The 13,059-nt window shown below is 73.0% G+C and carries 11 protein-coding genes; 7 read left to right on the top strand and 4 right to left on the bottom strand.

The genetic code is table 11. The features are described from left to right. Window positions 1-16 precede the first annotated feature (16 nt). The 7 genes from OG867_RS01565 to OG867_RS01535 all read left to right on the top strand — a co-directional run bounded on the left by OG867_RS01565 (window position 17) and on the right by OG867_RS01535 (window position 6,043). On the top strand, window positions 17-730 hold the full coding sequence (locus OG867_RS01565; protein ID WP_328903702.1) for a C39 family peptidase: 714 nt from the start codon (window positions 17-19) through the stop codon (window positions 728-730). Beyond that, entirely contained in the window at window positions 727-1,728 is a 1,002-nt protein-coding gene (locus OG867_RS01560; RefSeq protein WP_406281840.1) for an alpha/beta hydrolase, read from the top strand. Before OG867_RS01565 ends, OG867_RS01560 begins: the two co-directional genes overlap by 4 nt. A 322-nt stretch (window positions 1,729-2,050) precedes the next feature. Beyond that, window positions 2,051-3,931, top strand: coding sequence for an ATP-binding protein (locus OG867_RS01555; protein ID WP_406281837.1), 1,881 nt, complete (start codon window positions 2,051-2,053; stop codon window positions 3,929-3,931). 7 nt (window positions 3,932-3,938) lie between these two features. Then, window positions 3,939-4,373: a roadblock/LC7 domain-containing protein gene (locus OG867_RS01550; RefSeq protein WP_328903704.1), complete on the top strand. Its 435-nt coding sequence runs from the start codon at window positions 3,939-3,941 to the stop codon at window positions 4,371-4,373. Between the two features lie 2 nt (window positions 4,374-4,375). Continuing rightward, the gene (locus OG867_RS01545; RefSeq protein ID WP_026171133.1) at window positions 4,376-4,747 is read left to right on the top strand and encodes a DUF742 domain-containing protein; all 372 of its coding nucleotides are present in this window, start codon (window positions 4,376-4,378) and stop codon (window positions 4,745-4,747) included. Further along, complete coding sequence (locus OG867_RS01540; RefSeq protein ID WP_328903705.1) at window positions 4,725-5,459, top strand: ATP/GTP-binding protein; 735 nt, start codon at window positions 4,725-4,727, stop codon at window positions 5,457-5,459. The genes OG867_RS01545 and OG867_RS01540 overlap by 23 nt, the downstream gene beginning before the upstream one ends. After that, window positions 5,456-6,043: a GAF domain-containing protein gene (locus tag OG867_RS01535; RefSeq protein ID WP_328903706.1), complete on the top strand. Its 588-nt coding sequence runs from the start codon at window positions 5,456-5,458 to the stop codon at window positions 6,041-6,043. Before OG867_RS01540 ends, OG867_RS01535 begins: the two co-directional genes overlap by 4 nt. Here OG867_RS01535 and OG867_RS01530 read toward each other — a convergent pair whose 3' ends face one another. From OG867_RS01530 to OG867_RS01515, 4 genes are all read right to left on the bottom strand, one after another. Further along, entirely contained in the window at window positions 6,044-7,966 is a 1,923-nt protein-coding gene (locus tag OG867_RS01530) for a DUF2264 domain-containing protein (protein ID WP_406281832.1), read from the bottom strand. Between the two features lie 29 nt (window positions 7,967-7,995). After that, window positions 7,996-10,392 carry a polysaccharide lyase 8 family protein gene (locus OG867_RS01525; protein ID WP_406281829.1) on the bottom strand — a complete coding sequence of 799 codons (2,397 nt, stop codon included), beginning with the start codon at window positions 10,390-10,392 and terminating at the stop codon, window positions 7,996-7,998. A gap of 28 nt (window positions 10,393-10,420) precedes the next feature. Continuing rightward, a complete protein-coding gene (locus OG867_RS01520) occupies window positions 10,421-11,803 on the bottom strand; it encodes a M60 family metallopeptidase (protein WP_406281825.1) in 1,383 nt (460 codons plus the stop codon). Window positions 11,804-11,962: 159 nt separating this feature from the next. Next, the gene (locus OG867_RS01515; protein WP_328903710.1) at window positions 11,963-13,057 is read right to left on the bottom strand and encodes a LacI family DNA-binding transcriptional regulator; all 1,095 of its coding nucleotides are present in this window, start codon (window positions 13,055-13,057) and stop codon (window positions 11,963-11,965) included. Window positions 13,058-13,059 lie beyond the last annotated feature (2 nt).

The raw sequence follows: 13,059 nt of genomic DNA, 5'->3' as shown, positions 1-13,059 counted from the left end.
ACCCTCAGGAGCCTTCATGCGCAGGAGACTCGTGTCCGCCGCCGTCGCCGCGGTCGCCCTCGGAGCCCTCGTCCAGCCCGGCACCGCCTTCGCCTCGGCGGACCCGCACCTCGGCCCCGCCGCCGTCACCGCCCACGGCTCGTCGGCCGGAACCGCCGTCGTCAGCGGGCACAACCAGCCCGGCACCCGGATCACGGTGGACGCCGGGAGCACCGCCACCGCGCACTGGCTGGACGTCGACTACCAGGTCCAGGAGACCGGATACTGGTGCGGCCCCGCCGCCACCCGCATCGCGCTCTCCGCCCGCGTCTCCCCGCCCAGCCAGTCCGACCTGGCCTGGCAGCTCGGCACCACCGTGAACGGCACCGACCACATATCCCAGGTCACCGGGGTGCTCAACGCCAATCTCGGCGGCGGCTGGTACGAGACCAAGGAGATGCCCGACGACCCGCCCACCCAGGCCCAGCGCGACCTGCTCTGGTACGACGTCGTCTTCGACATCGACCGCAACTACCCCCTGGTCACCAACATCGTGGCCCCGCCCGGCAACCAGCCGCCCGGCTACCCGTCGAACCAGACGATCTACCACTACTTCACGGTCATCGGCTACGACGACGCCGACCGCACCGTCCTCATCGCCGACCCCGCCTCCTTCGGCGGCAACCAGATCTACTGGCTCTCCTTCGACCAGCTCGCCACGCTGATCCCGCCGAAGGGCTACTCCGCATGACCGCGCCCGCGAACTCCCCGCGCCCCAGCCGCAGGAACGTGCTCAGGGCGGCCGGCGGACTCTCCGCCGCGACGGCTCTGGGCGCCGCCGGTCTCCTGGCCTCCGCCGCACCCGCCGCCGCGGCCGGGGACGGATTCGGCCTGCGCATCGTGGACCGCGACGAGAGCGACCCGCGCATGCGGTACTACCGCTTCGCGACGGACGCCATCGGCTGGAACCCGGGCGTCAACGTCCTGCTCCCCGACGGCTACCACACGAGCGGCCGGACCTACCCCGTGCTCTACCTGTTCCACGGCGGCGGCACCGACCAGGACTTCATCACCTTCGACCGCATGGGTATCCGCTCCTGGACCGCCGGGAAGCCGCTCATCGTCGTGATGCCCGACGGCGGACACGCGGGCTGGTACTCCAACCCGGTCAGTTCCCACACCGGCCCGCGCAACTGGGAGACCTTCCACATCGCCCAGCTGCTCCCGTGGATCGACGCCAACTTCCGTACGTACGCCGAATACAACGGCCGGGCCGTCTCCGGGTTCTCCATGGGCGGGTTCGGCGCGCTCAAGTACGCCGCCAAGTACTACGGGCACTTCGCGTCCGTCAGCGCGCACTCCGGCCCGGCCAGCCTGCGCCGTGACGCCGGTCTCGTCACGCACTGGGCCAACGTCTCCTCCGCCGCGCTCGACCTGGCGGGCGGTTCGGTCTACGGGGTGCCCCTCTGGGACGAGGCCCGGGTCAGCGCCGACAACCCCGTCCAGCGCATCGAGAGCTACCGCGACAAGCGCGTCTTCCTGGTCGCCGGCACCAGCCCCGACCCGGTCAACTGGTTCGACCAGATCAACGAGAACCAAGTGCTCGCCGGGCAGCGCGAGTTCCGGTCGCTGCTGGGTCGGGCCGGGATTCCGCACGAGTGGCACGAGGAACCGGGCGGGCACTTCGTCCGCCCCGCCCTCTTCCGGAACGACCTCGACGGAATCATCGCCCGGCTCCGCAAGGCGTAGCACCTCCGCGCACCGGCACACGAGCCCCCTCGGCCCACGTCGAGGGGGCTCACTCGCGTACGGGGACGGCGACCGCCCCGGAAACCGGCCCGCAGGAATCGGTCGCCCGTACGAACGCTCATACCAGAGCGGGACGGATGGCGGGCAAGTTCCACAACTGCCCATCACGCCCGCACTTCTGGCGACTACCGTGTGTGCCCGGTGATCAACGGTGGGCTCATATTCTCCGGGCCTGCCCGGCCGATGACCCGAGAATGCCCGACCACCGTAGGCGCCACCACATGAACGCAGATGCCTGGGGCCCCACGTACCGAGGACGCTGATGTCTCAACTTCGCGCACCCGACGCGCGACCGGACCGACGAGAGGGCGGGCGGCACGGCCGACCGGGCGCCCGTTCCCACTCGGCCGCGGCCAGACCACGCGCAGCCCGCCCGACCCCCGAGGCGCGCATACGCCCTCAACTCCTGCGCACCGCCGTGCTGCCGGCCCTCGTCGTCGCCCTGGCCGGCGCCGCGGCCGTCATCTTCACCGCCCGCGCGGGCCACGCACGACCGTCCACGGAGCTCTGGATCGCCCTCGGCTCGGCGACCGTCCTCGCGCTCGCCGCGATCCTCACCGCCTTCCTGGCCGCCAACCGGGTCGCCACCACGGTCTTCGGCCGCTGCCTCGCGCTGCGCCGGACCAGCGTCCAGAGCCAGGCCGACCTGCAACACGTCGTGGAACAGCTGCGCAACGGCGAACCCGTGCCCGCCCGGCGTGCCCCGCAGAACCAGCCGCCCGGCGGCGACCCCTTCGAGCTGCTGGCCCAGGAGCTGGGCCGCCAGCAGGAGGCCGCCGTGGCCGCCGTCGTCCAGGCTTCCCGGCTCTCCGAGCCCAGCGGCGAGGACCAGAAGGTCGAGGTCTTCGTCAACCTCGCCCGCCGCCTCCAGTCGCTCGTGCACCGCGAGATCCAGTTGCTGGACGAGCTGGAGCACGAGGTCGAGGACCCGGACCTGCTGAAGGGCCTCTTCCACGTCGACCACCTCGCCACCCGCATCCGCCGCCACGCCGAGAACCTCGCCGTGCTCGGCGGCGCCGTCTCCCGCCGCCAGTGGAGCAACCCGGTCACCATGACCGAGGTGCTGCGCTCGGCGATCGCCGAGGTCGAGCAGTACCCCCGGGTCAAGCTCGTCCCCCCGATCGACGGCACCCTGCGCGGACACGCCGTGGCCGACGTCATCCACCTCCTCGCCGAACTCGTGGAGAACGCCACGGTGTTCTCCGCCCCGCACACCCAGGTCCTGCTGCGGGCCCAGCGCGTCACCGCCGGGCTCGCCCTGGAGGTCGAGGACCGCGGGCTCGGCATGCCGGGCGAGGAGCAGAAGCGGATGAACGCCCTGCTCACCGACCCCGACCAGGTCAACGTCGCCCGTCTCCTCCAGGACGGCCGCATCGGCCTCTTCGTGGTCGCCTCGCTGGCCCGGCGACACGGCATCGCCGTACGGCTCCAGAGCAACATCTACGGAGGCACCCAGGCCGTCCTGGTCCTCCCGCAGACCCTGCTCGGCGCCGACGAGGACGTCCCCGCCGCGGCCGGAGAAGCACCCGTACCGCCCACCGGGCCCGTGCACCGCCCGCCGCCCCTGGAGGAGCGCCCGGCACCACGCGAGCCGGCGCCCGCCCCCGAGCCGGAACGCCGGCCCTACGTCCCCAGCCAGCAGCCCAGCCCGCACCGGACCCCGTCCCAGCCGGGCCCGGCCCGCCAGGACGAGGCGCCACCCCTGCCGCTGCGCGCCGAGCGCGTGGACCGGCCGACGGACGACGCCCCGCTCGCGGCCCCGTCCGACGACGGGCCCCCGGCGCAGACCGCGGCCGACCGGCCCCTGCTGCCCAGGCGCGCCAACCAGGAGCACCTGGTCCCGCAGCTCAGGGAGACCCCCGCGCCCAGGTCCGGGGACGAACCCGTCCTGCACGATCCCGGGCTCGTCGCCGCCTTCCGGCGCGGCATCGACCTCGCCGAGGCCCGGGCCGAGGCCGAGGCCGAGGAGGAGCTCGTGCCCGAGGCCCCGGCCGGTGGCACGCACATGACGACGGCCGCCCAGCTGGGCGCACCGGCCCGGCCGCTCCCCGTCCGGGGCGCCGCCCGGCCCGCACAACTGCACGGAGCCGGCGCCCACCCCGGCGACCACGACCCACTCGCAGCGAACCCCATCAAGGAGTAGATGCCCCATGACGACCGATATGCCGTCCGGTCAGGTCTCGGACCTCGACTGGCTGCTGAGCGGCCTCGTCCAGCGCGTGCCGTACACCCGCAGCGCGGTCCTGCTCTCCGCCGACGGGCTGGTCAAGGCCCTCCACGGCATGGACGCCGACAGCGCCGACCACATGGCCGCGCTGGCGGCCGGCCTCTACTCCCTCGGCCGCAGCGCCGGGGCGAGGTTCGGGGACAACGGCGAGGTCCGGCAGGTGGTCGTGGAGCTCGACTCCACGCTCCTCTTCGTCGCCACCGCCGGCTCCGGCACCTGTCTGGCCGTCCTCGCCGGCCGCACCGCCGACGCCGCCGTCCTCGGCTACGAGATGACCATGCTGGTGAAGAGCGTGCGGCCCTATCTGATGACCCCGGTGAGACAGACGGCCGGGACACCGGGCATCGCGGGGCTGTGACCATGGCGGTCACCCAGGACGGGCCGCTGCTGGACGACGCGGCGGGCCGCCTCATCCGCCCCTACACGGTGAGCAACGGCCGTACCCGTCCCACGGCCGTGCTCGACCTGCTGTCCCTGGTGATGGCGACCGGAAGTGTCCCGCAGACCCACCTCGGCCCCGAGCACTCGGTGGCCCTGGGACTCTGCGAGGGACCCACCTCGGTGGCCGAGATCGCCGCCCATCTGAGGCTGCCCGCAGTCGTGACCAAGGTCCTCCTCTCCGACCTGGTCGACTGCGGCGCCGTCACCGCCCACGCGCCCGCCTTCCAAGACATGCCCACCGACCGACATCTGCTGGAGGCAGTGCTCGATGGCTTACGACGACAGCTCTGACGGCTACGGCTACCCGGACGGCACCGGCTATGGCTACGGCTACGCGGACGACGGCTCCGGCGGCGGGTACGGGCAGGACACCGCCACCGCCGAGTACGCCGCCCCGCAGGCCGCGCCCGAGGGCTTCCCCGTCGCGTTGAAGGTGCTGGTCGCCGGCGGCTTCGGCGTCGGCAAGACCACGTTCGTCGGCGCCGTCAGCGAGATCGCACCGCTCAGCACGGAAGAGCTGCTGACCCAGGCGAGCGCGGCGACCGACAGCCTGGAGGGCGTCGAGTCGAAGACCTCCACCACCGTGGCGATGGACTTCGGCCGCATCACGCTGGACGACCAGCACGTGCTGTACCTGTTCGGCACACCGGGCCAGGAACGCTTCTGGTTCATGTGGGACGAACTCTCGCAGGGCGCGCTGGGAGCGGTCGTGATCGCGGACACCCGCAGACTGGAGGAGTGCTTCGCGGCCGTCGACTTCTTCGAGCGGCGCGGCATCGGTTTCGTCGTCGCCGTCAACGAGTTCGACGGCGCCTACCGCTACGGCCCCGAGGAGGTCCGCGCCGCGCTCGACCTGTCGCCGGAGGTGCCGGTCGTGCTGTGCGACGCGCGCATGGCCAGCTCCGGCACCGGCACGCTGGTGACGCTGCTCCAGCACCTCATCAACGCCACCGACGACGTCGTGCCGTTCCCCGGGCACGCCGGATTCGGGGCCAGGCCGTGATCCCGCGCGCCGCCGGGCGGCTGCTGCTCACTCCCGTCGACGGTGAGGCGCCCGCCCGTACGCGGCGGCTGCGGAGTCTGGGGCTCGGGGAGCGGGACGACGCCTCGTTCGACAACTTCGACGCCTTCGCCGACAGGGTGGCCGAAGTGACGGACGTGCCGTTCTCGATGGTCAACTTCATCGACGGGAACCGGCAGTTCTACGCCGGACTGCACACCCCCGCCGGGACCCGCAGGGGCTCGGACCTGGGAGCCACCGCGGCGGGCAGCGGCAGCAACGGCCGGTACGTGGCCCTCGACCACGGCTACTGCCCGCACGTGGTCGTCCGGCGCAAGGCGCTCGTCCTGGAGGACGTCTGCGACTACCCGCGCTTCGCGGGCAATCCGGTCGTGGACGACATAGGCATCCGCTCCTACCTGGGGGCACCGCTCATCGACCGCACCGGGATCGCCCTGGGCGCCGTCTGCGCCGTGGACACGGTGCCCCGCCCCTGGGGAAGGGCGGGGCTCGACACCATCAAGTCCCTGGCGCAGGAGCTCGTCGGCCATCTCGACCGCAGGGAGGACCGCGCCCCCCGCTTCTGATCAGACCTCGACCGTGCGGCCGTCCAGGAAGCCCAGTGTCACGGCGTCCCCGGCGACCCGCACGCGTACGGCCGAGCGCAGCGCCTCGGGGTGGACACTGTCCCGGGACAGCACCACGAGCGTGACATGGACGCTTTGGCCGCCCGGGTGGGGGGCGCTGCGCAGATACGGGACCGCCGAGTGCGGTCCGTACGCGTTGGACTCCACGTCCCGCGCCACCTCGGCGTCCTCGGGCCCGCCGTCCCAGCCGTACAGCCCGACCACCGCGCTGGACAGGCCGTCGGCGGTCCGGGCGAGCGCCCAGCCGGGGCCCGAGGTGGCGAACGGGCTCGTCCGGTGCGCGACGGCGTGGCCGCCCTCCCGGACCACGGCGCCCTCCGGCGCCTCGACGCGGTGCACCCGGATCTCCCACGGCCCGTGCAGCACGCTCGTCGTCCCGATCCGGTACGCGTGCTCGTCGCCCGGCAGCCGGGCCGCCGACCAGGACGCGGCGACGCGGTCCTCGCAGCGCACCGGGTGGATGCGGCGGCGCCGGGACGGGGTGCCGTCCGGGGCGAGCAGCGCCAGGTGGTTGTCGATGTTCCGGGCGAAGGCGTGCGGCGCGGACTCCGGGGCGGTCGCCGTCGAGTAGGCCAGCTTCGCGTAGTGCGGGTCGTCGTCGCCCGCCCCCGCGTCCGGGTCGGTGTCGCCCGCTTCCGGGAGCGGATGGTGGTCGCTGCCGTGGTTGACCAGCCGGACGATCCCGTCGTGCCGGGTGCCGTGCAGCAGCCAGCCGGGCGCCGGAAGCGCGGTGTAGGTGTCGGACTCCTCGACGGGCAGCGGCAGTTCGCGCGCCGTCCACACCTCGTGGTCGGCCGGGAGCAGCAGCCCGAGGAAGCCCTTGCTCGCCCAGTACGGAGAGGCCGGACCGGAGTACGGCTGGGTGGTGGGCAGGAACGTGTCGTACCAGCCGAGCGTCAGCAGCCCCCGCTCGTCGGGCACCCCGCGCTCCGCGAAGTGGCGCAGCGCTCCGGAGGCGAGGCGGCGGGTGAGGCCGGGCGCGAGCGGGGTGCAGTCCGCGAGGGCGCCCATCCAGACCGGGGCGAGTGCCGCGAAGCGGTAACACAGGGAGCGGCCCTGGTGGACCGGGGCGCCGTCGCCCCCGAAGAAGTGGGGGTAGTCCTCCAGGAAGCGGCCGAGGCGCTCGCGGTAGACGGCGCCCCGGCCGCCGTCGCCGTCCGGGCCCGCGATCCGTGCCCACAGCAGCGGGTACAGATGCATGGCCCAGCCGATGTAGTAGTCGAAGTTGCGCCCGCCGCCGTCGGTGTACCAGCCGTCACCGACGTACCAGTCCTCGATCCTGTCGAGCCCGCCCTCGATGTCGGCCTTGCTGTACGGGGCGCCGACCGACGCCAGGAACTGCTCCGAAACCACCTGGAACAGGCGCCAGTTGTTGTCCCAGGTGCGTCCGCCGACGAAGCCGGAGAACCAGTCGGCGACCCGCTCCTGCACCCGGGCGTCGAGCCGGTCCCAGATCCACGGCCGGGTCTCGTGCAGCGCGATGGCGACGGACGCCGCCTCCACCAGTTGCTGCGAGCAGTCCGTCAGGCGCGGCCACGCCTCACCGCTCGCCGGGTCGGTTCCGGCCGCCACCCCCGCCGCGTACCGCTCGATCAGCGCGGGGTCGACCGCCCCGCCCGCGCCCGCGATCCGGAACGCGGCCAGCAGGAACGACCGGGCGAAGCCCTCCAGTCCGTCCGACACGACACCGGACCAGCTGTTCCGGCCGGGGAGCCGGTACTGGGCGAAGCCCGGTGTCGCGTACGGCGTCAGCGCGTCCAGCATCCGGTCGGCCGTCGCCTCCCAGTGGGCCCGGGTCCATCCCGTGCGGGAGGACAGGATCCGGTCGGTGGGCGGCAGGTGCAGATGCGGGGCGACGGACATGACGGTGGTGCTCCTGGTGTGTGCGGTGGTTACTGGACGAGTTCGGCGCGGTGGGTGTGGCCCCGGGAGCCGCTGACGGCGACGGTGAGCGACGGCCTGCGTCCCGGGGTGAGCTCGACGGTGTCATCGGCCGCGGCCGCCTTGCGGACGGCGAACGGCAGGCCGACCGTGATGGAGGTCCCCGTCCGGCCCGGGTCGGCGACCGCCACGGACACCCGCCCGCCGCGCCGCCGCACCAGGACCGTCGCGGGACCGGACGCGGTGATGCCCGCGACCGTACCGGCGGCCCAGAAGTGCACGGCGGTCAGACCGGTCCTGCGGTCCTCCACCGCCTGCGCGGTGGCGTCGTTGGCGAGGACGCGCACCGGCCGGGACGCGGACCAGACGGCGGTCGCCGCCGCCGAGGCACCGGGCAGCAGCACGTAGGCGTACCCGGCGTCCGTGGGGGAGGGGCCGTGGTCGAGCCAGAGGGTGAGGTAGCGGCGGGTGACCGGATCGGTGCTGCCGCCGGTGTCCGCGCCGGTGTCGATGGCCCGCCAGGTGCCGGTGCGCTCCTCGCGCAGGGTGCGCAGGGCGGCCCCGCCGGGCAGTACATAGCCGCCGACCCCTTCGATGTGCGCCCAACGGGCGTGGCCGGAGACGCCGTTGCGGACAGGGATCCCGTCCACCAGCAGCCGGTTGCGGCCGTCCGCGCCCAGGTTGCGGTTCTCGATCACCGTCTCGACCGGGTGCCCGTCGCCCGAGGTGATGCCCGCGCCGAGCGCCACGACCGTGTTGTCGAGCAGGAACCACGCCTTCCGGGCCCGCAGGCTGCTGCCCGGGGCGCCGATGAGCTCCATCGCGGCGGCTCCGTACCGGCCATCCAGCACGGCTCCGCCCGCCACCGCGTTCGGCGGCCGGTAGGTGGAGGTGCCCGCGCCCGTGCCGAGGTCGTCGCGCGGACGGGTGTCCACCGTGGTGCCCGGCAGGCGGTACGGATCGACGGTCGGCCAGAAGCCGTCGTTGTACTGCCCGAGGTCGTCGCCGTCGTAGAGGTACGTCATGCCGTCGCCGGTGTACCAGCCGTGCAGGTTCTCGCCGTTGCCCGCCTCGTACGCGGAAATGCGCTTCGAGGACAGCGACAGGGTGCAGGCCCAGCCGGGGCGGCGGTGGACGACGCGGTCCATGTCCGCGAAGACGGAACTGCCCGTGGTGCGGGGTGCGGGCAGGATCTCGCGGTCGGCCAGCACCGACTTGGCCAGGGCGAGTTGGGGCAGCGTGGCCAGGGCGGTGAACGGGGTGGTGCGGTTGCGGGTGAGCCAGCCCTTGACCAGAGCGCGCCAGCGGTCCGCCAGGTCGGCGGGGGCGCCGGTCGCCAGGAGCAGGATCGCGGCGACGGCCGCTGCCCCGTCCCGGTGGTCGCCCGCCCGTTCCCGGGAGATGGCCCGGCCGCGCACCGCGTCCATCATCAGCCCGTCGAAGATCACCGGGACGAAGCTACGCTCCACGGCCTCGTACATCACCGACACCTTCGGATCGGCCACCGCCCAGGCGGAGCCCGCCAGAAGTGAGAGCAGCCAGGCAGCACCGCCGAGCAGGACGCTGCCGTAGGAGCCGGTGTACGCCACCTCCGAGTGCTGGACGAACGAGCCGTCCTCGTAGAAGCCGTCACCCGAAGTCGTATAGCGGAAAAGGCTGTTGCGGCCGGAGTCGCGTACGTCGGAGAGCGCGTCGCGGGCCGACGCCACCTTGTCCGTGTCCTTGCCGAGCAGCCCGCACAGCGCCACGATCACCGCCTTGTCGGTGCGGTTGGCACCGGTCTCCGGCAACGTGGGGGAGTTGGTGCGGCGGTCCGCGTCGGGGCAGAACCGGTTTACGACCGCCAGATAGTCGGCGAGATCGGCGGCCGGCAGCCGCTCGCGCAGCAGGACACAGCAGTCCATCAGGGCACGCGGCGCCCCGATCTCCCAGAACCACCAGTTGCCGGTCTCGGGCGCCGAGGGGTGGTACGCCGTATCGCAGGCGAACCGCAGTGCCCCGAGCAGCGCGTCGGCCGTCTCCGCGCTTCCGGAGAGCGCGGAGCCGGGGGTGGACCACGCGACGGCGAGCGTGCGCAACCGCGTGTAGCTCTGGCCGAAGTTGCCCGGGTCGGTGAGCGGTGAAAGATCGGACCACAGGGCGGTCCGCCCCGCGCTCCGGTCCAGGGTGTCCCAGAAAGCGCCCGCTGTGGTGTCCAGGGCCGCGATTCCGGCCGCGAAGTCGGGGTCCGAGGCGTCGAACGCGCCGCCGGTGAGCAGGGTCGCGGCCCGCTCCAGGAGAACGTCGAAGTCGTCGACCGGCTCCTCCTCGGCTGCTCCGGCCCGCGCCGCCTTGGCCGGACCCGTCGTCAGGACCACCGACGCCGTGGCGCCGCTCGCGGTGAGTAGGGTCCTTCTGCTCAGGTGCATGATGACTCCTTTCCTCGTCGTCGTGGTCTCAGTCGGAGAGCGTGCCCGGGTCGACGGGCGGCTGCGGGAGACGGAGCGCGGCGAGTTCGGCGCGGCCCGTGGCGTCGATGGGGAACGCCCAGGTGTTCACGAAGAAGTCCGTGAGGTCGTAGCCCGCGATCCGGCTGGAGCAGGTGGCCAGGGCCCGGTAGCGCTTGGCGTCCTCGGTGGAGGCGGACTGCGGGTTCTCCTCGCGCACCAGCTGGTGCAGACGCGGCCAGAAGTCCTCCCCGAAGGCCAGTTCCAGCTGGCGCAGCGGCACCAGCTTCTCGTACGCCCCGAATGACTTCTCGTACGTGAGACCGGGCGTCCCGAACTTGTCCCGCGAGCTCTGGAACACGGTCCGACCGGTCGCCGGGTCGACCGTGAGCAGGTTCGACGGCTGCTTCAGGGTGCGCTGCGCGGCCAGCGAGTAGATGTTCACGGTGACCTCGGTGAGGCCGCCGGGCTTGTACGCGTACTGCTGATGGAGGTGGCCCAGCTCGTGGTACAGCCCCCAGCCCCGAGTGCGCAGGCCCTCGACGGTGGTGGCCCGGTCCAGGTAGGCGCGCGGAAAGCCGTTGTAGCCGTGCGTGGCGTAGGCGCCGACGCCGGTGGGCACCTTGCTGACCTCGGTGAAGTGGTACGGCCCCGCCTTGCGCCGGTGCACCGGCTTCGAGCCGTCGAGCCCGCTGATCCGGGCGTGCGAGTCGATGATGGTCTCGACCAGCCGGAGCAGCGCCGCGTGGTCCTCGTCGCGGTAGAGCAGGGCGCCCTCACGGGTCAGCGTCATGATCGTGTGCGGGGCGTGCAGCTCCACCCAGGGCGATTCGGTCAGCGTGTCCAGCTGGTGCTGGTAGTCGGCCTCGGTGGTACGGCCCAGGGTGAGGACGGGCATCCGGACCGCACCGGACCGGAACAGCACGCCCGCCCGCTCGCCGTCACCGGTGAGCGTCAGGTAGACCGGGCCACCGTGCGCGTCCGTCACCGTGTTGGCGCCGGAGGTCAGCGGGTAGCTGCGGGGTTCGGTGATCTCGCCGTAGTAGTCCCAGGCGCCGATCCAGAGCGTGGGCACGAGGCCGTCGTGCGGCTGGACGGTCAGCGAGAGCGGGGTGCCGGCGGGCACGTACAGGCCGGTCGGCTGGAACTCCGAACCGCGCAACGCCTGGGCGAGCCGCAGTCGTTCGGCCTCGGCGGCGGGGCGGCCGGTGACGGTCACGGAGACGGGGCGTCCGGTGGGCCGGCCGGTCGAGGGCCGGGCCTGGGCGCCGGTGGCGGTGAGGCCGAGGACCGTCGCGGCTCCCGCGCCCGCCGCCGCGCCGAGGACGGCGCGGCGGCCCACGGAGGAGGCGGATTCGGTGGCGGGGGAGGCAGACGGGGTGTGCTTACGCATGCGGAACTCTCCCTGCAGTCATGAACGAGGGGCGAAGGTGTCCGGAACGGTGGGGGGGTGCTCCGTCAGCATGTAAGCGGTTGCTGTAGAGCCGCAAGGGGAGTCGGGAAGTTACTGTGATTTTCTATGGCCAACTGCGGACAGGCGGGCAGTAACCGGTCACTTGCGGAGCCGTCTGCCGGACCGGGGCGCCACGGAATCGCGTACCACGATGTGGGTGCCGAGGCGCAGCGCCCCGGCGGTCGGCTCCCGCCAGTCGTCCTCGTCCCCGCCGGACACCGCGAGCCGCACCGCCTGACGGCCCATCTCCTCCAGCGGCACATGGACGGTGGTCAGCCGGGGACGCAGCTCCTGGGCGACCGGGATGTCGTCGTACCCCACCAGCGAGACGTCCTTGGGCACCCGCAGGCCCGCCTCCTCCAGGGCCTGTGCCGCACCGGCCGCCACCATGTCGTTGGCCGCGAACACAGCGGTGAACTCCGGTCCGTTCCGCAGTAGTTCGGCCATCCTCCGGTACCCGAAGCCGCGGCTGAAGGCGCCCGGCTGGGCCAGCTCGGGATCGACCGGCACACCCCGCAGCTCCAGGGCGCGGCGGTGTCCGGCGAGCCGGTCGCGGGTGGTGGAGAGCTTGGGCGGACCGCCGAGGTAGAGGATGCGCTCGTGACCCTGCATCAGCAGGTGGTCGGTGATCGCGAAGGCACCGCCCTCGTTGTCGTACTCCACGGCGGCGGTCGGCGCGGACTCGCCGAGCGGCGGCCGGCCGCACAGGACCAGCTTCGAGCCGCCCGCGTCCAGCTCGCGCGCCCGGCGGGCCAGCTCCGAGGTGTAGCCCCGGTCCGCGAGGGAGCCGCCGACGACCACGACCGCGTCCGCCCGGCGCTCGTGCATCAGGTCGATGAAGGCCAGCTCGCGCTGCGGGTCGCCCTGGGTGCAGCAGACCAGGCAGAGCCGTCCACCGAGCGCCGCCTCCCGTTCGACCCCGCGCGCGATGTACGCGTAGAAGGGGTCGATGACCTCGTTGACGATGATGCCGACGGTGCGGTTGGAGACGCCGGCCAGGGCGCGGGCGTGCGCGTTGACCACGTAGCCGAGCTCGCGCATGGCGGACTCGACGCGCTCCCGGGTCGCTTCGGCGACGGGGTAGTTGCGGTTCAGGACGCGTGAGACGGTGGCCGTCGAGACGCCCGCGCGCCGGGCGACGTCGGTGACCGTCGCCCGCCGCTGTCCGTCCCCGGCCGTGCTCTGCCGGCGCATCC

This window comes from Streptomyces sp. NBC_00209 (assembly GCF_045206345.1).
Lineage (GTDB): Bacteria > Actinomycetota > Actinomycetes > Streptomycetales > Streptomycetaceae > Streptomyces.
The sequence above is the reverse complement of the archived record's forward strand: the minus strand, read 5'-3'. Positions and strand labels throughout refer to the sequence as shown.

Bases quoted from the DNA above. Each gene is read 5' to 3' on its own strand.
- OG867_RS01565 (WP_328903702.1), top strand. From the start codon at position 17: ATGCGCAGGAGACTCGTGTCCGCCGCCGTCGCCGCGGTCGCCCTCGGA.
- OG867_RS01560 (WP_406281840.1), top strand. From the start codon at position 727: ATGACCGCGCCCGCGAACTCCCCGCGCCCCAGCCGCAGGAACGTGCTC.
- OG867_RS01555 (WP_406281837.1), top strand. From the start codon at position 2,051: ATGTCTCAACTTCGCGCACCCGACGCGCGACCGGACCGACGAGAGGGC.
- OG867_RS01550 (WP_328903704.1), top strand. From the start codon at position 3,939: ATGACGACCGATATGCCGTCCGGTCAGGTCTCGGACCTCGACTGGCTG.
- OG867_RS01545 (WP_026171133.1), top strand. From the start codon at position 4,376: ATGGCGGTCACCCAGGACGGGCCGCTGCTGGACGACGCGGCGGGCCGC.
- OG867_RS01540 (WP_328903705.1), top strand. From the start codon at position 4,725: ATGGCTTACGACGACAGCTCTGACGGCTACGGCTACCCGGACGGCACC.
- OG867_RS01530 (WP_406281832.1), bottom strand. From the start codon at position 7,966: ATGTCCGTCGCCCCGCATCTGCACCTGCCGCCCACCGACCGGATCCTG.
- OG867_RS01525 (WP_406281829.1), bottom strand. From the start codon at position 10,392: ATGCACCTGAGCAGAAGGACCCTACTCACCGCGAGCGGCGCCACGGCG.
- OG867_RS01520 (WP_406281825.1), bottom strand. From the start codon at position 11,803: ATGCGTAAGCACACCCCGTCTGCCTCCCCCGCCACCGAATCCGCCTCC.
- OG867_RS01515 (WP_328903710.1), bottom strand. From the start codon at position 13,057: ATGCGCCGGCAGAGCACGGCCGGGGACGGACAGCGGCGGGCGACGGTC.